Raw genomic sequence first — 20,170 nt, forward strand, 5'->3', positions numbered from 1 at the left:
AGAAACTATCCTTAACAAAATGGCATGTTGGGTTCAGCTGAGACGACGCAATTGCGCCCACTGCTTTTGGCCCGATAGAGAGCTGTGTCGACGACTCGAATCACAGCCTCATACTCATGGTTCGATGTGAAGTTCGAGGCCACGCCGAAGCTTGCAGTCACCTCCAGCATTGTCTCGCCATCCATGATACGCGCCGACTGCACAGCCAGGCGCAGTTCTTCGGCGCGGCTCAGCGCGCCTTCTATGCTGCAACCTGGCAGGATCAGTAGGAACTCCTCGCCGCCGTAACGTCCGCCCCAGTCGTGGGTGCGCAAAGAACTCATAAAGATTGCGCTGAGCTCTTTCAGTACCAGGTCTCCCACTGGATGACCGAAGGTATCGTTGACCTTCTTGAAATGATCCACATCAATCAGGATGACGCTGAGTGGCACCTTTTCGCGGCGCGAGCGTTCCAGCTCCTGGCGCAATCGCTGAACGATGATGCGATGGTTCCAAAGACCGGTCAAACCGTCGTGCTCGGCATAGTGACGTATTCGCTCACTTTCACGCATGAGTTCCACCTTCTCCTGTCTCAGTTTGTCCTGACGACGCTGGTCATCGCGAACGCTGTTATAGACGGCATAGACGATGGCGACAAGGAGGGATGCTCCGACGAGAGTGCGGAGAGAGATTGCGCTGCCACCGATCGTGAAGAGTGGCGAATCGATGCTGGACGCGATGGGCCAATGGGTAAATTGGCGGCCCTGTTTAACCGCGTTCCTAAAAACGAGAAGCATTTCATCCAGGAAAGCCGTAATAGCTACCAGCCAGCGGGTCGAGTCAAGTGTTTTGCGATGGAAAAGCGCATAGCCGGCCAAAATCAGAGGAAAAGCCTCAAGCAGAGTATAGAGAAAGGCCGATATAGCATCGGCGGCCTGGACCATTCCGCTCCACTGCGATCTCCAACTCAAGGCAATCAGTACGCCATCCAGAATTCCGTTCGCGAGGCAAATGCAAGCAAGGATGCGGGTGAGCCGGGTTATCGCACTATTTTCATGGAGAGAGAGAAGCCAGACAAGCAGAAACCAGAGTGATACATCCCGTATGGAGGATAGGACTTGTGCAGCTCCCATGGCCACAACATAAGACCAGTGGAGATGAGCGTTCAGGAGCAGCAGATTGGCCGGTGAAACAATGGCAAAGCCTGTCATCCAGAATAGGAGCCACCGAGTAGGATTTCGCAACCAGAGGAGAAGACTCAAACACGCAACCAGGGCACAGAGGAGGCTATCCCCAAAAACGAATTGCTGGCTGCGCAGCCACTGATAGTCGAGCGCAGCCCTAGCGGTCGCGATGGCTGCGGGACTTCCGATCAGAGGGGCTGACTCAAATCCCCCTGCATCACCGAAATCATCGGAAAGCAGGGGGGCCTTCCAAACGCGCACGGCCAGAACGCCGCGCGACATGTCGCCAAGTTCAAAAACTTGCGCCGACTGAGAGTAGTACCAAACCGGATGGGAGTCGAGCTTGCCGTTACGTCCAATGAGTGAACCGTTCCAATAAATTTCATATGCATCTTTGACATGCGGCACCAAAAGCGAAAACTGCGGAGCGATACCAGGGGCTGGGGTGAGCGAGATGGAACACCGGTACCAGGCAAAGCCTGTGTAGTGGGCGTGACCCTGCTTGCCCCAAGGGCGGTCCGCACGAAGTTGCTCCCAGCGAGAACTGTCAAAAGCGGGAGTCGCCCATGCCGGATCGTCTCCTGGATGGAACTGCCAAGGGCCGTCGAGGCTGGCTGTTCCCTTGCCGAGGCCCTCGATAACGATGGCAGAGATTGGCGTGGTCTCTGCTCCAGCCTGTTTCGCCTGTGAAAAAAGGGCACCGAAGGCAAACACAGCAAGAGCAACGATGCGGGCGAACAAGGAAAAGCATGCAGGCATGTGCTAAGCATACAAATCGCGTTCAGCTTTGCGCGATAGAGAAATTTCGATTCCAGAGCTAAGTCCTTGAAATCTTACAGACCATAGCCATCCTCTGACGGAGAACCTTGCTGCAGAGGACCCTGTTTGAGCTCTCCAGCGTTATTCCCAGACCATCCGGCGACAAAACGCCAAACATTAAGAAAAACAAATTTTCATGACGAGGTTTTTCGTTGTCCTGCGCATATATAGGCAGAGACCAACTTTGATGATTAACCAAGTCACCACTATGCCCGACAGTTTCCATAACGAAGTATATGCAGAAGACGTTTCTCTCCTATCAGCGACGGTCGCCAAACAAAAAAATATTGGTTTGCTGCATTACCGAACTTCCCTCTACAGCTACGCCATGTCGCTGACCCGCAGTCGTGAAGACTCCGAAGACCTCGTCCAAGAGACCTTTGCACGCGCGATTCCCGGTCAGAAGGACCTGCTGGCCGAAAGTAATATGAAAGGCTGGCTCTTTACGATTTTGAAGCACATTTGGTTCAACGAACTCAGGCGCCGACGGAATGCTCCTCAGAGTATTTCAGCTTCACCGGATGCAGATATCTTTGACTCCATTCCTTCCGATTCGCTTGGACCGAGCGAGATCTATATGAAATTATTCGAACGAAAGCAGGTCCAGGAATCCATTCAGGGACTTTCCCCGAGACTGAGGGAGATCATCGTCCTAAGAGAATATGCAGAACTTTCTTATCGAGATATTGCCGCCGTTCTAGGGTGTCCTATGGGTACCGTCATGTCGCGCCTCACGCGCGCCAGGCAGAAGCTTCAGGTCTCATTGTCCGCAATGGCGTAAGCGAAGTGTGACATTAAAGACAACCTCATCGCTGCGGGCCGCCTCAGCGATGAATCCTCTTGGCAAGGTTTGTAGATCTTCTACGAGGGCATGCAAACCTTGCGAATTACGAACTGCGCTTCAGCAAAGCCTGCGCCTGATGCAGCCGGATTTCAACCCGCCGTGCTTCACGGGTGCTCTCGGGGGAAGCAGCGCCTCGCTGTTGCCATTTCCTCCAGATTTGGCTGCTTTGTTCGTAGGAATAGATTGCAGCCTGAACTTCAGAAGTGCGAGCTGTGCCGGATCCAGCTATCTCTCTGGCTTTGCTCAGATGTACGTCCCCCTGAGTCCGCAGACACAAGCTTACGTTCCTCAATACAAGCAGGCTGGGGGAATTCCTGTCATATTGTTGAAGGAGTGGCGACGCATCTTCCGCATAACGGGTCGCTTCCGTTAGATTGTGCGCTTCAAGTTCCACGTCGGCCAACCTGCAGTATGCCCCCATAAGATGGATGAGCCCATGCGAGCTGAAGTTCGCCTGCTCCGCCCGTATGCGAGCATTGTCTTTGAGAAGATTCATCTGCTCGGCGCGCTGTGCATCCGGAAGTACTTCGGCGAGGGCCTCATCGAGTATTGAGATACGGTGCTGAAGTTCTGCCCCATATGCTGGCTGGAGAGTTTTCGTAAGCGACAAAGCGCGCTGATACCACAAAGCAGCATTTGCCGGATTGTTTTGCCTTTCCGCATCTGCCATTGCGGAAAGTGCAGAGATTGTGGTGAAGCTTGATTGGATGTCTTTGGAGTCATGGGAATCCAGCAACTTTGAAAGAGCAAGGGTCTTTTCCGCATAGACTTTTGCCTGCTGACTATCTCCTATATTGATGAAGTCTCTTCCGGCGAGAGTGTTCACCATGGTCCGGTAAGAAAACAGAAGTGTTCCGCGAGCTCTGGAAGAGGGAAATGCCTGAGACAGTTCCGAAGCGATGGAAGCAGCAGTTTGCGTTTCCTCCAGACTTTCCTTGTACCGGCCAAAGTCATTGAGCGCATCCGCCGTACGGAGGTGGAGGTCCGCCAGCAAAAGGTCGTGGTCCAATTTCCCGTTCGGTTGACCGCCAAGCACCTTAAAGCCCATTTCGAAATCGGTGAACGCTATATTCGGCTCCAGACGCCACATGGCCGCATCACCCATACCGGAGTAGACCATCGTCAGCGTTCGCTCACGCTGTGTTGAACTCGGATCCTGCCTCCAATATGGGTAGGCGAGAGACAAAGCCCTTGCATACGTTTTAGTAGCGCCTTCAACGTCTTTTTCGAATGTTTGAATGTATGCGATGTGCAGCAAAGCTTCCACAAGCGCCGCCGTACTCTCGGCGCTATGCAATCTCGCATCTGCCTTTTCTGCAAATTGCAGCGCGCTTTGGTAGCTCTTGATCGCCTCGTCTGTACGACCGAGATTGGACACAGAAGGCAGACCCTCTATATCGCCGACACGGATATGGAGGGAGGACATGGCGAGGAGCAACCGCGGGTCGCTCCCCATGGTTATCTCTAATTGGTTCAGGTACGCAAGGGCGCGCCGGGAGATTGCAGCACGCACCTCGGTAGAGCTTCCGCTCTGCTGAGCATTTTCAGCCATGCTGCCGATGGTGCTTTGCGCCAAGCTGCTGATCTCCTGCACACGGGCCTCTGCGGCGCGCGATCTCCACCTGTAGCCAGCATAGGATGCGGCCAACATGGCGATACATAGAAAAATGCTCACCAGTGTGCCTTTGTGCCGGATGCAGGCTTTGCGCAAGACATAGAGGAAGGTCGCCTTTCGGGCAAGCACGGGCCGCCCCTCGAGGAACCGCTGCAAGTCTTCGGTGAGATGTTGGACAGACTTGTATCGTCTTTCTGGCGCTTTCTCCATCGCCATGAGGACAATCCGGTCCAGATCACCGGAAAGTTCACGCTTGAGCCGCGTGGCAGCCACAACGGCACTGGGTTTGCGTACCGTCTCTTGGAGAACAGTCCGTTCCGCTTCCGCAGGGGTGAGACGCTCCAGGTCGTAGGGCCTGACATCTGTTAGTAACTCGTACAGCAGCACACCCAGGGAGTAAATATCAGAAGCTACGGAGAGTGGTTTACTCTGGAATTGCTCAGGACTAGCGTAGCTGGGTGTGAGCCAGAGTAATGTCTTTGGATTTGCCTCTCCGGCGCCGCTCGATACCGAAGGTCCGAGCGTTTTCGCGATGCCGAAGTCAATCAGCTTCGGATGACCGTCCTTCGACACAAGCACGTTTTCCGGCTTGATGTCGCGATGCAGAATCAACTTCTGGTGAGCGTGATACACCGCGCCGCAAACGGCACTGAAGAGATCCAGACGCTCCGGGGTGGAAAGCTTGTGTTCCATGCAGTACGTTGTAATCGCCTGACCTTCCACGTATTCCATGACAAGGAAGGGATGCCCCTCCAAGGTCTCGCCGCCGTCCAGAATCGTTCCAACATTTGGGTGGTTGAGCGTGGCCAAAATCTGGCGTTCTTCCCGGAAACGGCGCGATACTTCGGGGGTGGCGTACCCTGCACGCACTGTTTTAATGGCAACGATCTGGGAATACTGATCATCGACACGCTGCGCGAGGTGGACGGTACCCATTCCGCCCGAGTTTAACTCTCGCAGCAGCAGATAGGGGCCCAGCCGTGTGCCGGTAGAAGTGGAAGCGCTACTGCCTTCAGAGGCAAACCAATCGTCGAACTGGTGCCGGACAGTTGCATCGAGCACGCTGTCTGCATCCGCCTCCGCGCGCAAGAGAGAAAGAACTTCAAGGATCAGAGATTCGTCTCCGGCCGCGGCAAGCCGCACAAAGTCCTCTTGATCCTTCTTCGGTCGCTCAGTCGCTTCGAAGAAAATCTGTTCGATCGTTTTCCAGCGAGCATCCATCATGTCTTTGCGTGCTTTCCACTCAACTCAAGCCGCAACCATGCCTGGCCCAGACGCAGCTCCCGACTAACGGTCGCCACGGAGATGCCTTCCACCAGAGCTAGCTCCTCATTGGTCATACCGCCAAAGTACTTCTGTTCGATGATGCGTGCCTTCCTTGGATCCAGTGAGGAAAATCGTTCCAATGCTTCATGCAAAGCCAGCAGATCCAGGCGTGGGCCGTCTTGCGCCACAATCTCCGGATGCAAGGTGACTCGTTCCCCGGCCTCACGCTTTTGTGCCATTCGCTTGCGCGCATGCTCGATCAAAACTCGCTTCATCGTGATCGCGGCAATGGCATAGAAGTGCGCGCGGTTTTGCGCGATGAGGGTTGTTTGTTTGGAAAGCCGGAAAAACGCTTCGTGAACAAGTGCACTTGGCTCCAACGTCCGCGCGTAGGACTCATTACCCAGACGGGCTTTGGCTGCTCGTACAAGATCGTCGTAGATTAAAGGCGTGAGTTCGTGAAGTGCGGCCGGGTCTCCGCCTTTCCAACGGGAAATGAGATTCGTCACCGAAGGTTCTTTCGTGTTCACATTCGCCTCACTGGAAGACATTGCGCTATACCGCCCGGAGATCATTGCACTCGTGTACGCATCGAGGCTTGACAGGTGCTGAGCAGCAAAAGTTCGTAGTCAGATTTCGCGGTGTTCTGCGCATATCCCAGTGGAGACCTCACATCGCGGACGCAACTGTCCTATTCCATTATCCCTTAAAGCAATTCCTTTTCCGCATCCGGATCCCCAGGCGAATGCCGTCGCCAGAAGCGCCTTGTGGGGCAAGATTTTCGAAGGCGTAGTAGCTCAAAAGAGGCTTGTCCTGCCTCGTGACACGGAGTATGCTTCGCAACTTACTACTCCACAAAAGCAGGCACACCGTGAAACGGCCAATTGCATCTCAGTCAAAGAAGCATTTTTCGCGAGAGTGAGACGAACCGATGGTTGACCTGTACAAGTTGCAAGATCCCACGAAACAATATCCGAGACCCAAATTTAAACGTCAGCCCCAGAACGTACCGGGCCTGGCGAAGAATATGACTCCCCGCCCCGACCATGGAGAGGAAAGCTATCGCGGAAGCGGCCGCTTACCCAACCGAAAAGCCCTTGTTACCGGCGGCGACTCAGGTATCGGTCGTGCTGCTGCGATTGCCTTTGCTCGCGAAGGCGCAGATGTCGTCATCAACTATCTTCCCAGCGAAGAAGCCGATGCGAAGGAAGTGATTGCGCTGATCGAGAAGGAAGGTCGTAAAGCGTTCGCGATCCCTGGGGACATCAGCAACGAAGCCTTCTGCAAAAGGCTCATTGCTCAAGCTCATAAGAAGTTAGGCGGCCTCGACATCCTTGCTTTGGTCGCGGGCAAACAACACGCGGTGGAGAAGATTGCCAACATCAGTACGGCCCAGATGGAGCAGACGTATCGCGTGAACGTGTTCGGATTGTTTTGGCTCTGCAAAGCTGCGCTTCCGCTGATGCCTCCAGGCGGTTCAATCATCACAACTGCATCGATCCAAGCGACGCATCCGAGCTCGTCGCTGTTGGACTACGCTCCGACAAAGGCCGCTATCCTCGCATTTACACGCGCGCTCGCGAGGCAGGTCGCCGAAGATGGCATCCGGGTCAACTGCGTTGCGCCTGGGCCTGTCTGGACACCATTACAAACCAGCGGTGGCCAGCCGGATAAGAAGATTCCTGCCTTCGGATCTGAGACGCCCATGAAGCGTCCCGGACAGCCAGTAGAGATGGCACCGCTCTATGTTCTCCTTGCGTCGCAGGAATCGAGCTATGTAACGGGCGAAATCTACGGAGCGACGGGCGGCTTAGAGATCTCGTAATTGTTTGCCGGGCACAATCGCCATCAAACGCCGTGCGTGGCGTTGTTTCTCGCTTCGCTCCTGGTTTCCTCTGTAATCCGAAGGCTCATTACATCTCTCCTTTGCTGCCGCTCACACGAAGCAGACATGTCGCCACCAGGGCGGTCCAACCCGTCTGGTGGCTCGCACCAGTACCCCGGCCAGTGTCTCCGCAGAAGTATTCGCTGAAGAGAACCAGATCACGCCAATGTGGGTCATCGATATAACGTCGCTCGTCTCCATGAGAAGCCCGCCGACCAGACTCGTCGCGTGTAAAGAGACCTACAAGACGCTTCCCTATCTCCTGCTGAACCTCAAGAAGCGTTAGAAATTTTCCGCTGCGGGTGGGGCACTCTACTTTAAAAGCATCACCGTACACGGCGTGGTATCGCTCCAGCGCATTCAGCAGCAGAATGTTGACCGGAAACCAAATAGGGCCGCGCCAGTTGCTATTGCCGCCAAACATGCCGCTGTCTCCCTCGCCGGGAAGATACTTGATGACAAGTTTGTGGCCTTCGAGTTCGATTTCATATGGGTGCTCGTCATGATATTTCGATAACGCACGAATGCCGTGATCTGAAAGAAACTCCGTCTCATCCAGGACACAGCGAAGTATGCGCAGCAACCGTTCCTTAGGCACAAGTGCAAGAAACTTTGAGCCTTTAAACTCCGGGTCTTCGGACTCAACATCGGAGACGTAACGCGAGAGTCCGGGGCTGTTCTTGAGGAACCAATGCAGACGTTTGCTGAATCCCGGTAGCTTTTCTATCTGGTCTTGCTTCAGCAGACAGATTGCGTAGAGCGGCACAATGCCGACGATAGAACGAATCTTCAACGCGATCGGCTCCTTGCCTTTTCGTTCAAGTCGATCGAAGTAAAAGCCCTGTTCCTCGTCCCATAGGCCGCCGTCACCCCCATCATTGATGGCGTCAATGATGGCGACATAGTGCTCGAAGAATTTGCTGGCGATGTCCTCATACGCGGGTCGCGTTTGTGCCAGTTCGAGCGCCATCGTTAACATCGCGGCGCAATACAGCCCCATCCATGCCGTGCCGTCGGCCTGATTCAGTGTCGCTCCGTTCGGCAGAGCCATGTTGCGGTCGAAGACGCCGATGTTATCCAACCCGAGAAATCCGCCCCCAAAAAGGTTCTTACCGTTTACGTCGTTATGGTTCACCCACCAGGTAAAATTCAACAGAAGTTTTTGAAAGGCACGCTCCAGGAAGTCGACGTCTTTCTTCCCTTCCTTGCTTTTGGCATCGATCAAATACACATGCATTACGGCCCACGCGTGCACTGGTGGATTCACATCTCCGAAAGCGAACTCGTAGGCTGGCATCTGGCCGTTCGGGTGCATATACCATTCACGCAACAGCAACAGAAGTTGGTTTTTAGCGAAGGTCGGATCGATCTCCGCCATCGGGATCATATGGAACGCGGTATCCCAGGCGGCAAACCACGGATACTCCCATTTGTCGGGAATCGAAAGAATGTCGCGACAGAAGAGATGCCGCCACTGCGCATTCGGTGCATCGAACCTTTCTCTCGGTGGCGATGGCTGCGCCGGGTCGCCCTCAAGCCAGCGTTGCGACACGTAATAGTAGAACTGTTTGCTCCAAAGCAGGCCGCCATAAGCTTGACGTGCAACGTTGCGCTCATCTTCGTTGTAAGCGCTTGGCAATCGAGCAGCGTAGAACTGATCGGCTTCTGCCAGACGTTGACAAAAACATTCGTCAAAGGCTGACGAATCTATCGGTGCGGGCTCATGCTCATCTTCGCGAACAAGGCGCAATCGAAGGACGCGCGTCTCTCCTGCTTCGAGCTTCATGCGAAAGACAAACGCCACCTTGGTCCCGACGTTGTCCCGATTGACGGCGGCAGCATCACCACCCACCAGGTAACGATCGAACGCATCCTTCGTGAAGCCTTGCTTGCCCTGAAAATTATGGTCGAGTCGTCTTATATTTGTATCGTTCTCGGTGAATAAGACCTCTTCGGGCATCTCATTCAAAGGAATAAATCGATAGCGGCCCAGAGTCTTGTGGTTCGCAACAATCGTGTGCGGCTCTGCTTCTTTCAGCCGCATCCATGGACGTGTTTCTTCGCCCGGTTCAATGTTTCGCCATGACCAGTTATTACGCAAAGTCAACGTCGGTGCCACCGTTAGAGTCGCTGCGTCCGGACCACGGTTTGAAATGGTCAGCCGTATGAGCGTGTCCTCCGGAGCGGCTTTGGCATACTCCACCTGCATATCGAAGTAGCGCTCTTCGTCGAAGATGCCCGTGTCGAGGAGTTCATACTCCGAATCGGCATACGTACGATCACGATTCGTCGTTACCAGGTCGTCGTACGGGAAGGCTCGCTGTGGATACTTGTAAAGAGCCTTGGCATAGGAGTGCGTTGGTGTTGCATCGAGATAGTAAAACTGCTCCTTAACATCTTCGCCATGATTGCCCTCAGAGTTGCCAAGGCCGAAGAGGCGCTCCTTTAGGATGGGATCCGCGCCATTCCAGAAAGAAGTGGAATAGCAGAGGCGGCACTCTCGGTCCGTCCAGCCAAGGAGTCCATCCTCGCCCCACCGATAGGCACGGTAGCGGGCCATATCGTGTGTGAACGCCCAAGCATTGCCGTCTGCGGAATAGTCTTCTCTGACCGTACCCCACTGGCGTTCCGGCAGATAGGTTCCCCACCTCTGCCAGTTTTCTTCCCGAGTCTCCGATTTCCGGAGACGTTCCTCTTCCTCACCGAGCTTCATGCCACTTCCTCCTCTATTGATCCAGCCAATTCTCCGCTAACTTTGATTGGATGCATATCTTACAGCGCGCGGAGCAACTTAGAATCGATGCTCAAACAGGGGGCCTGGGCCTGCGACGAGGTGGCTCGCTCCACACAGAAATGCTCGAGCATGAATAGAAATTTATATTTCGAAAGAGGAATACCGGCACCTGGCATGTGTTAGTTAATCGTACGTGTCTTGTTCCTCTAAAATTACGTCGAACGTAAGCCAAAAGAACTACAAACTGTTCGCCAATTTTGCCGTGAACCTAATGGGATTGTCATAGAATTCTTGCGAACCGTTCGATCGGTGCAGAGTGCCCGAGCGGTTCACGAGTGATCCACTGCAATCCCCCCTTCGCATACTCAGAGAATCGTAAGGAGGTTTATCGTGTCCTATCTCTCTTCATTTGTAAGCCGCGCGGCCGCACTCTCAGGCTGCATTTTCATGTTGTCGATCTTCCAGCCGAAGATAAGTCATGCACAGGCGGGAGTATTCACCCAGCATAATGACCCTTTTCGCGATGGAGTGAATGCGAGCGAGACCATCCTGACTCCTGTCAATGTCAACACGACGACATTCGGAATCGTCGCTAAGGTCCAGTTGGACGATCAAATCTATGCCCAACTCCTCGTGGACCCTAGTGTCACCATAGGCGGTGTTAAACGCAATGTGCTCTATGCAGCCACAACGAATAACAGTCTCTATGCACTGGACGCCAACACGGGCGCACAGATCTGGAAAGTAAACCTGGGCACTGCTTTCACGGTGAGCAATAACGGTGCCACCTGCACAGACATGCTTGGCTCGGCTGGCACCATAGGCACGCCCGTGATTAACACAGCAACGAATGCCATTTATGTCGTGGCCCAAACCTGGGACGCGACCACCAGCACCTCTACCCATAAGTTGCATGCGCTCGATCTCTCCACGGGGGCCGAACATACGGGCAGTCCGGTGGTGATCCAGGCAACTGGATTCAACTCCAGAGCGGAGCTTCAGCGTCCGGGCCTTTTATTTGCGAATAATAACATTTATATCGCCTTTGGATCGCACTGCGACCAAGGCACTTATAAAGGATTTCTGTTTGCCTACAACGCCACCTCTCTGGCCCAGATTGGAGTCTTTAATGCAGCTCCAACGACGAATGGCAATGCGTTCTGGGAGGCGGGAACTGGTCCGACGAGCGATGCTGCTGGCAATATCTACAACGTCACAGGCAACGGCACCTTTGATGGAGTGACGAACTTCAGCGAATCGCTTCTGAAGTCCGACGCCAATCTGAACCTGCTCGATTGGGGGACACCCAGTGATTTTTCGCAACTAGACGCGGCCGATCAGGATTTCAGTTCCTCCGGCGCGGTGTATATCCCCGGTAAGAACCTTGTAGTAGCTGGGGGCAAAGACGGCGTGCTCCGCGTCTTCAATGCGGCCAATCTCGGCCATCTCGGCAACAACCTGCAGAATATTCAGGCGACGTCTTCTCATATCCACTCCATCATTTACTTCAATAACAACGCTATTATTTGGGGACAGAATGACTTCGCAAAGATATTTCCTTTCACAGGTTCCACTCTTGCAAGCGCGCCAGTATTTACTGGAACCACGCAGGCAGTCGGCCATCCCGGTGGAAGTTTGTCGGTATCCGCAAACGGAGTTACAAACTCTATTCTCTGGGCCTCCACCAACACCGGTGCAGGACCCGACGGCCAGGGCGCCTGGCACGCTTCGGTCGCTGGCATTTTGCACGCCTATGCCCTCTCCAGTACAAGCATGACTGAGATCTGGAATAGTCAGTTGAATGCCACGCGTGACACGTGCAACTTCTATGCCAAATTCAATGCACCCACGGTTGCGAACGGGATGGTCTACCTGGCTAGCTTCGGAACTGCTCAGACAAAATCAGGACAGGTCTGTTTTTACGGTCTGCTTCCGAACTCTCCGGGCGCGAACCTGATTCCCGATGGTACTTACTTTGTTCAAAGTATTCAAAGCAATCTGGTTCTCGATGTCCCAGGGCTTTCGACAACATCTGGCACGGTGGTGCAACAGTACACACTGAACAACGGAAAGAATCAGCAATGGAAGCTCAAGAATCTTGGAAACAATGTCGTCACGCTGACCAATGTCACGAGCAATCTGGTACTTGATGTTGTTGGAGCTTCCAAGGCGAATAGCGCTTTGGTCGATCAAGCTACTTTAGTAGCCAACCAGACTTCCCAGGAGTGGACGGTCACCGCAACTACGAGTGGCTCATTCGTATTGACCAACAAGAACAGTGGGCTGGCACTGGATGTCGATGGAGGAGGCGTCACCGTTGGCGAGCAGATTGACCAGTTCCCTTACAATAATCACACTTGGCAGCAATGGAGGTTTCTCCCTCTCAGTGCAAGCGTGAGCGCTGTTCAGAAATAACGTTCCGACTACGGACGAAGCCTGACATATGTGCCAGGCTTCGCCAGCACTTTCCAGAGAGAACCTCATGAATTTTTCACGCAGAGATTTTCTCGCCACAGCAGCCATCTCTTCAGCCGCTGTTGCCCTTGGATCTCAAGGCGATGCCCAATCTGTTCCGCCCAATCATGATCATGACCAGACGCTTCATAGCCATCCGAAGCCAACTCATCCTTTCGTGCCAAGGTTGCCCGCGCTCCTTTGCACGCAGGCGGGGACAATAGGAATCGACGCTGCCTTCGAGATGCTGAAGCAAGGGAGTGACACGCTCGACGCCGCGTTGCATGTCACAAAGACTCAAGAGGACGACCCCAATGACTATTCCACGGGCATTGGAGGACTTCCTAACGAAGAATGTGAAGTTCAGCTAGACGCTTGCTGTTTGCATGGACCAACACGTCGAAGCGCAGCCGTAGGGGCGGTAAGCAAGATAAAAAACGCTTCTCTTATGGCACGCGCGGTCATGGAGCGAACTGGATATTCTTCTCTCGTAGGTCTCGATGCACAACGCTTTGCGATCAGCCAGGGATTTTCAAAGGAGAACCTGACTACTGAGCGTACGCGCAGGATGTGGGCTGTCTGGAAGAAGATTCAGTCCCATCCGGAATTGCCAGGTGAAGGTATCTTTGATCCGAACTGGCCAACAACCTTCAGGAAGACACACTTCCTTCCTTCTTCGCCGCAGGACTTAAATCAGTTGATTCGCAAGTTGGAGCCGCTTGCCATTCAAGTAGGTCTCGGGCCTCAATTTACCTGGCGTGCCATTTTTGACGCTCTGCTTCCGGTGTCGACGCCTCTGTATGTCTCCACTGTGAATCAAAAGAAAGAGATTTCGAGCGCAGCCACCACGAGCGGAGTTCCGTGGAGGCTGGCGGGAACAACTAGCGATATTGCGATGATTGGAGCTGGTTGCTATCTGGACCCAGAGGTTGGCTCAGCGGGGAGCACGGGAAGCGCAGAAGCAAACATCAAGATAGCCGGGGCCCGAACGATCGTGGAAAATATGCGCAGAGGGATGTCACCGGAAGAAGCAGGCATGGATGCGCTGCACCGCATTGTGCATTGGTATGGGAGCGACATGACTGCGCTCCGTTTCGTCGAGATGGTGTATTACATTCTGCGCAACGATGGAGTCTATGCGGGCGTCTCGCTCTGGCGCGGTGACAGGACTGGCAACCTGCGGCAATTCACAATCCATGACGGATCGCGTCGCACGGAAGAGTGCAAGTTCTTATTCGATAGCAATCCGTCTAACGGCCAAGCGATCTGAATGCTCTGGAACCCCTCTGCAATTTGGGATCAAGTCTCGTCAGTGTCGCAACCTGTCCGGTAATACGCCAATCTTACCGGACAGGTAACTCCACATCACCAATCAAAGCTAGAAGAGCAGTTTTGCTGCTAGTTGAAGCTGGCGCGATGATCCGGCTGTACTTGTTATTTGTCCAAAGCTCGACGCGGTCGTGAACGCCGATCCAGACAATGTCAGGGAGTTATTCGAAAGCGGAGGGGCAAGGTTAGGGTGGTTGGGGAGATTGAATGCCTCGGCGCGGAATTGGAACGCAGATCCTTCTCGGATCCGGGTCAACGCGAAGTTTTTCACCAGCGAGAAGTCCAGTTCGTTAAAGGAAGGCCCTGATACAGAGTTGCGCTGCTCGTTGCCAAACCGCGTGCCTGCAATCCCTGTAGTGTTTACCGGTACGGCGAAACACGACTGATTAATGTACTTGGCCCAGTTCCCCTTGTTGACCGGGTTGCCGCCGCTACACCCAGTGCCCGTAACACGGTCTGGAAAATCAAGAGGCGAACTGTTTCCCAGGCCGAGTGTGTCACCACCTATGACGACGGTGAACGGGGATCCAGACGAGATCTGGTAGATGCCACCAATCTGCCAACCGTTGACTAAGTAGGAAGCAAAGTTATGGCTCTTGATGAGATCGGGCGATGTCCAGACCGCATTCGCAACGAAGACCAGAGGGATATTGAAGTCGGACACGCCCCGAAGTTGATGGAAGAGGAACCCATTCACCGAGTTGGAATATGGAGTGCCGGAGGTGATCGACGAGCTACCATCGACGCTCTTCTGCCAAGTGAAGGAGCCTTGCCACTGCAGACTTTTGCCGATGCGCTGCTTCAATTCGACCAGCAGACCGCTGTAGCTGCTGTCCGAGAACCATCCACTTCCATAGATGGTTCCGAAGGCCTGATTCGGCTTCTTAGTCGCATTCGATGACGCCAGACAGCTGATATTGACAACGGTTGCGGTCCCGCATGGAAAGACAAGGCTCCCTGGTGTATTCACTACTGGCTGCGGTACATTCGCATCCGACGTGGTCAGTCCCTGATGAACTCCATGCGAGCCGACATAACCTACCTTGAAGCTCATCTTGGCTGGCAATTCCTGTTGAAGGGCCAGGTTGTACTGCTGCATGTAGTTCCGAGGCGGATTGTATTGAATGTAGGCAACGGTCGGCTTGGCTGTCCCGGCTCCGTTGCGGATGTAGTTCCAGGCGGTGGTTGGGAATGGATTGGCTGACCCCGAAGGCAATGTGGAACTGCTTAGATTGATCTGATAGGGAGCCTGCTGACCAAGTTGCAGATTGAACTCCCAGGTAAGCGGGAGCACATCAAAGATGCCGTAGCCACCGCTGATGTTCGTCTTACCGTGGGAGAAATCAGGACTATAAGAGAAGCCAACTCTAGGAGAGAAGTTTTTGCGGGTTGGATTCTGGAAGAGCGGGTCCCCCAGGAACTGTGTGGTGCTGGTGAGATCGCGGATGTTGGCTAGACGTCCATTCTCTGCAGTCAGCACGCTCGCTGGCTCGTAGCGCAGACCTACGGTGACATTCAGGTTACGAGTCACCCGCCAGGTGTCCTCTCCATAGGCACCGAATACGTTCTGGCGAAGATTGATTGGCACCGGATTGGTTGTCGTCACTGTTCCAGTAGAAGGCTTGTTGGTAAGAAAATTAGGGAGCGAAGTAAAGCTGAAGTTCCCGTAGTTATAGTTGGAGAAGGTCATGTTCGAATAAATTCGCTGGTACAGGAAGCCGAATTTCAAGGAGTGCTTACCCTTGATTAGGAACGCGTCGTCGGTGAACTGTGGTGTGCTGAATCCGTAATGCACCGAGGAACCACCGATGACTCCTCCAGTGAAACCGGTGAGTGAGGTGACGCTGATCAGGGGAGCACTAAGACCCGGGGCAGGCCCCAGGCTCGCGTCGGAGCCGAGAGGGTTCGCTCCTGGAATCTTCACGAGCGACGAGGCGGTTTCGTAGTTTGCGCCCATGCGGAACGAGTTATAGAACGAGTTAGAGAACACATGATTCTCTGAGATCGAAAGCATCTGCCGCTTGGTTGTGCTCTGCTGCTGGTTCACATTCACAACATCGGGCTGTACCGTTGAGCCTTTGTCCCAGAGATAGGTCACGTATAAAGAATCCTTCGCAGAAAAGATCTGATCTCCGCGAACCGTGAAGAAGTTTTCGGGCGTGACTTGCTTTGCCGGGAAAACGTACTGACCTGTGTCGCCCGTAATGATGCCGTTCGGGAGGGCCCAAAGGGGCAAGTAGGGTTTGATGGAGGCATCCACCGTTACTGGAGCAGCGGTCACCAGCGCACCGGTGCGCGCCTGGACCGTAGGTACATTCGCGACGGACGTTGAGCTGCTCACATTGCGGAAACCTTCGTAATTCCCGAACAGAAAGGTACGATTCTTCACGATGGGGCCGCCTGCAGTGGCTCCGAATTGGTTCCGGTGCAAGGGCAGTTTCGACTGATCGAAGTAGTTTCTAGAATCGAAGACATTGTTCCGAACGAATTCATACACCGAGCCATGGATCTGATTGGTGCCTGCCCGCGTGATGGCGTTGATGACAGCGCCAGCCGAAAGGCCATAGGAGGCGGAGTAATTACTGGAGATGATCGAGAACTCGCCGATCGCATCTGCACCCAGCGTAAGTCCTGCCGTGCTACCAGGCGTCGAGTTGGCATAATCGTTCACGTTGATACCGTCCAGTCGATAGCTGTTCAACTGAGGACGGCTGCCAGCAATGGTAAGTTGTTGACCGAATCCGCGATTGCCGCGGCTGCTGGGATTGCCCGCCGCTGGCTGGCTGCGCACAGAGGCTGTTCCGGGCTGCAAGGTTGCGATCTGCGTCCAGTCACGGCCGTTCAGAGGCAGTTCCCGAATCGTCGAGCCCTCCACCACGGTGCTGATCGCCGAGTTGCCGAGTTCCACGCTGGAACCAGTGTCTTCAACCACAACGGTTTGATCTGCCGAAGCAACTTGCAGCGTGAAGTTGATCGTCGATTGCTCGCCTACGCTGAGGGAGACACCCTTTCGGAGTTCGGTACGAAAGCCGTTCGCCTCCACATGAATTTCGTAAGGGCCTGGAACGAGATTGGGCGCCGAGTACTCACCGGAGCGATTCGTAGCCAGTGAGCGTGCGACGCCCTGAGAGATATTTGTGAGAGTGACCTTTGCACCCACGATGACGCCGCCACTAGAGTCTTCCAATTTTCCGGAGACCGTGGCGCCCACCACTTGAGCACCAGCTGACGAATGCAAAGTACATAGGATTATGAATAGTCCTGCTAAGAACATCAGAACATCGACTCGAAACATCTTTCGCATCGTCGGCCTCTCAATAGGTACTGATTTCGTGAAATGGTGGTGCGCCCTGTAGAGACCGCAATCGGCTCAGAAACAGTCCACAGTACTAATATGAGTATTGAGAGTGGATATTATCCGCACAAAATACACTTGTCAATTAGATTTTTGAATAGACTGTGAATGAAGTCTAAGCTACATAAAATGAAATATTTAGACGGATTTCAACATTGTTAGAGGTAAAAAACGAGTGAACGCTGCGGAGCGATATCCGCGCTCAGTTCTGCGCTTTTTCAGAAAATTTTACGAAATAAACTGCTCAAAAATTATCAGATCTCGTATCAGGCTGCCCGGATCGTGATTTGTCTTCGCGGCGATCCATAATACAATCACATCCATTCAGAGAGACGGGATACCGTTCTCCGGAAAGATGGAATGACCAACAAAATGCGTAGCCGAAAAGCTGCGCATCGTTTGCTCTCGATCATTGCTGGTTGTTTTCAAATGCTGCAAGAACGCGACTCGCGATCGCTATGTCCTGCACAGCTACGCCGGTAAGGTCCGCGATCGTAATATCCTGTCTGTTCTGGCGACGCAGAGTTTCATTTTCAATCATCTCGCCTATCTCCGTCAGGTCATGGATCGCGATCAAATTGCGCGCCAGAGCAAACGAAGAATCTCCATAGGCCGAGCATTGGCTCCGACTATCCACGATGCGGAGTTTTGCCAGAGCGAACAACTGTGGGTCCAGTTCCTGCTTTTCGCCACCGTCGGCGCCGACCGCAGTGATATGTGTTCCCGGCGATACATCGCCAGCAAAAAGAAGGGCCTCCGTGGATGCCGTTGTAGTGATGATCAATTGCGAGTTTCTCGCAACGTCCTTCACCGTGGGACAGACCTCAATCTCGAACCCATCTACATGGAAGGCGCGCGCTCGGTCATTAGATCTCGCCCAAAGTTTTACTTTGCGGCAGGAAGTGATACTGCGTAGATATTCGAGTTGAAGCTTTGCCTGAATGCCAGCGCCAACCATTCCAATACATTCGATAGGAGAAGGCGCAAGATATTTTGCTGCCACCGCACCTGCGGCAGCGGTGCGAACATTCGTGAGGTAGCCTTCGTCCTGAAGAATTACGAGCAGCTCCCCCGTCAGGCGGCTAAAGACCAGAACCACTCCGTTACTCGAAGGAAGACCAAGTCCGGGGTTATTCCAAAAGCCCGTGGCTACCTTAATCGTAAAGGTAGTTCCATGCTTCAGATAGCCATATTTGATGTGGCAATCGCCCGGGGGATCTTTGAACAGCATTTCTCCGACAGGGGGCACAACGGCCTCTCCACGAGAGTACGCAACGAATGCTTCCTCCATCGCAACGATGACATCTTGCGGGTCAAGCAGCGCCTCGATCAGGGCACGTGAATAGACTTTTGCCATTAGATCGCCTTACGAGCACGCGCAGAAAGATTACCGCCGCAGATAACAATGGCTACTGTCTTGCCAGCATAGTTTTCCACGGTCTTGATAAAAGCGGCTAGAGCCACGGCAGCTGCGCCCTCGATGATCCAGTTCTTTTCTCTATAGGCCAGACGCATCGCATTGAGGATCTCTTCCTCGGTCACCAAGACCATCGAATCCACGACACTGCGAGCAACTTCAAAGGTGATTGAGCCTTCCTCAACGCCGCCAGTCGTACTTTCTGACAAGGTGTCCTTCTCTTCCATCGAAAGAATATGACCGGCCTTGAGCGATTCATACAGCACGCGAGATCCCTCTGGCCAGCAGCCAACCACCTCCGTACGTGGCGAAGCATATTTCAGATAGGAGCCTATGCCGCCGATCAAGCCGCCGCCGCCCACGGTGACAAAAACAGCATCCAGATCTGGAATTTGCTCCAATAATTCCACGGCAACGGTACCCTGACCTGCCAGGACGTCCCAATTGTTATAAGGCGAGATGAAGATACGACCGGATTCGGACGCGTGTTCGCGGGCTGCGAGCTCTGCATCTAAAGGCCCCGCGCCCACACGGCGAATACGCGTGCCATACCCTTCGATCCGCGTTGTCTTCTCCGGTCCAACCGGCATTGAAACAAATACTTCAGCCGAAACGCCTGCTTGTTTCGCTGCAGAGGCAATACCCAGGCCGTGGTTTCCATTCGATGCCGTCGTCACTCCCTTGACTCTCTCATCGTCAGTGAGGCACAAGATCCTATTGGTGGCTCCACGTAGTTTGAAAGAACCCGTCTCCTGGAGGTTCTCCAGCTTTGCAAATACTTTCGCGTTGCTTCCCGAAAACAGGTTAGAGATATCTTCGATTTCGGTGCGTACGACCGAATCCTTGATGCGGTTATACGCCTCGACCACTCGAAGGCCACGGGATTCCCTGCCAAGGTCCAATGTTGGATCTACTGTTGCCATAGAAGCCTTCCTTTATGAGCGCGCGTCGGGATCGGATTTTTAAATGTGTGTTCTTAAGAGAGCAGCTGCGATTAATCTCTTGCAAGCGTCAATAATTGTTCTTTATATCACAAAGACCAATTTTATGCTTTCCTATAGGGCTTCCTGAGAGGCCTTGACCCAGGCATTATCTTCCGCACAGGGATTGAGTTTCGAATTGTAACCATTGATCGAAATCGCGGCCATGGTGTAAATTGCATTTATTCGATCTAAAGTTCAATTAAATCCATCACGTCCATAAAATATGGAGCCATGGAATTGATTTTGCCGTCGCAACACGTTGCATTTGAGCATGTCTAGCGGTCACGTTTCATGAGGGGAAGAACA

The 20,170-nt window shown here is 53.5% G+C and carries 11 protein-coding genes; 4 read left to right on the plus strand and 7 right to left on the minus strand.

Annotated elements, in window-relative coordinates:
* Window positions 1-11 precede the first annotated feature (11 nt).
* Window positions 12-1,904: a GGDEF domain-containing protein gene (locus ACIPR4_RS13855; RefSeq protein ID WP_245536341.1), complete on the minus strand. Its 1,893-nt coding sequence runs from the start codon at window positions 1,902-1,904 to the stop codon at window positions 12-14.
* A 265-nt stretch (window positions 1,905-2,169) separates the two neighbouring features.
* Between ACIPR4_RS13855 and ACIPR4_RS13860 the strand changes: the two genes are divergently transcribed.
* Window positions 2,170-2,763, plus strand: coding sequence for an RNA polymerase sigma factor (locus ACIPR4_RS13860; RefSeq protein ID WP_013569291.1), 594 nt, complete (start codon window positions 2,170-2,172; stop codon window positions 2,761-2,763).
* A 106-nt stretch (window positions 2,764-2,869) separates the two neighbouring features.
* Here ACIPR4_RS13860 and ACIPR4_RS21750 read toward each other — a convergent pair whose 3' ends face one another.
* Window positions 2,870-5,665 (minus strand): serine/threonine protein kinase, encoded by a 2,796-nt coding sequence (locus ACIPR4_RS21750; protein WP_013569292.1) that lies wholly within the window; start codon window positions 5,663-5,665, stop codon window positions 2,870-2,872.
* Window positions 5,662-6,237 (minus strand): ECF-type sigma factor, encoded by a 576-nt coding sequence (locus tag ACIPR4_RS13870; RefSeq protein WP_245536342.1) that lies wholly within the window; start codon window positions 6,235-6,237, stop codon window positions 5,662-5,664. The genes ACIPR4_RS21750 and ACIPR4_RS13870 overlap by 4 nt, the downstream gene beginning before the upstream one ends.
* Window positions 6,238-6,638: 401 nt before the next feature.
* Here ACIPR4_RS13870 and ACIPR4_RS13875 point away from each other — a divergent pair, with 401 nt between their 5' ends.
* Window positions 6,639-7,532 (plus strand): SDR family oxidoreductase, encoded by an 894-nt coding sequence (locus ACIPR4_RS13875; protein ID WP_013569294.1) that lies wholly within the window; start codon window positions 6,639-6,641, stop codon window positions 7,530-7,532.
* Between the two features lie 88 nt (window positions 7,533-7,620).
* Here ACIPR4_RS13875 and ACIPR4_RS13880 read toward each other — a convergent pair whose 3' ends face one another.
* Window positions 7,621-10,305: an MGH1-like glycoside hydrolase domain-containing protein gene (locus ACIPR4_RS13880; protein WP_013569295.1), complete on the minus strand. Its 2,685-nt coding sequence runs from the start codon at window positions 10,303-10,305 to the stop codon at window positions 7,621-7,623.
* Window positions 10,306-10,716: 411 nt separating this feature from the next.
* On the opposite strand from ACIPR4_RS13880, the gene ACIPR4_RS13885 reads away from it, so the two are divergent.
* A complete protein-coding gene (locus tag ACIPR4_RS13885; protein WP_013569296.1) occupies window positions 10,717-12,741 on the plus strand; it encodes an RICIN domain-containing protein in 2,025 nt (674 codons plus the stop codon).
* Window positions 12,742-12,808: 67 nt separating this feature from the next.
* On the plus strand, window positions 12,809-14,050 hold the full coding sequence (locus ACIPR4_RS22180) for an isoaspartyl peptidase/L-asparaginase (protein ID WP_013569297.1): 1,242 nt from the start codon (window positions 12,809-12,811) through the stop codon (window positions 14,048-14,050).
* Window positions 14,051-14,158: 108 nt separating this feature from the next.
* Here ACIPR4_RS22180 and ACIPR4_RS13895 read toward each other — a convergent pair whose 3' ends face one another.
* The 3 genes from ACIPR4_RS13895 to ACIPR4_RS13905 form a co-directional block, all read right to left on the minus strand.
* Window positions 14,159-17,413 carry a TonB-dependent receptor gene (locus tag ACIPR4_RS13895; RefSeq protein WP_013569298.1) on the minus strand — a complete coding sequence of 1,085 codons (3,255 nt, stop codon included), beginning with the start codon at window positions 17,411-17,413 and terminating at the stop codon, window positions 14,159-14,161.
* 460 nt (window positions 17,414-17,873) lie between these two features.
* Entirely contained in the window at window positions 17,874-18,821 is a 948-nt protein-coding gene (locus tag ACIPR4_RS13900; protein ID WP_013569299.1) for a Rossmann-fold NAD(P)-binding domain-containing protein, read from the minus strand.
* The gene (locus ACIPR4_RS13905; protein WP_013569300.1) at window positions 18,821-19,804 is read right to left on the minus strand and encodes a threonine/serine dehydratase; all 984 of its coding nucleotides are present in this window, start codon (window positions 19,802-19,804) and stop codon (window positions 18,821-18,823) included. The genes ACIPR4_RS13900 and ACIPR4_RS13905 overlap by 1 nt, the downstream gene beginning before the upstream one ends.
* Window positions 19,805-20,170: the final 366 nt, after the last annotated feature.

It is taken from the genome of Terriglobus saanensis SP1PR4, assembly GCF_000179915.2.
In the GTDB taxonomy this organism is placed as follows: domain Bacteria; phylum Acidobacteriota; class Terriglobia; order Terriglobales; family Acidobacteriaceae; genus Terriglobus; species Terriglobus saanensis.

Excerpts from the sequence above, each read along its gene's own strand:
- ACIPR4_RS13860 (WP_013569291.1), top strand. The coding sequence starts at position 2,170 with ATGATTAACCAAGTCACCACTATGCCCGACAGTTTCCATAACGAAGTA.
- ACIPR4_RS21750 (WP_013569292.1), bottom strand. The coding sequence starts at position 5,665 with ATGATGGATGCTCGCTGGAAAACGATCGAACAGATTTTCTTCGAAGCG.
- ACIPR4_RS13875 (WP_013569294.1), top strand. The coding sequence starts at position 6,639 with ATGGTTGACCTGTACAAGTTGCAAGATCCCACGAAACAATATCCGAGA.
- ACIPR4_RS13880 (WP_013569295.1), bottom strand. The coding sequence starts at position 10,305 with ATGAAGCTCGGTGAGGAAGAGGAACGTCTCCGGAAATCGGAGACTCGG.
- ACIPR4_RS22180 (WP_013569297.1), top strand. The coding sequence starts at position 12,809 with ATGAATTTTTCACGCAGAGATTTTCTCGCCACAGCAGCCATCTCTTCA.
- ACIPR4_RS13895 (WP_013569298.1), bottom strand. The coding sequence starts at position 17,413 with ATGCGAAAGATGTTTCGAGTCGATGTTCTGATGTTCTTAGCAGGACTA.
- ACIPR4_RS13900 (WP_013569299.1), bottom strand. The coding sequence starts at position 18,821 with ATGGCAAAAGTCTATTCACGTGCCCTGATCGAGGCGCTGCTTGACCCG.
- ACIPR4_RS13905 (WP_013569300.1), bottom strand. The coding sequence starts at position 19,804 with ATGGCAACAGTAGATCCAACATTGGACCTTGGCAGGGAATCCCGTGGC.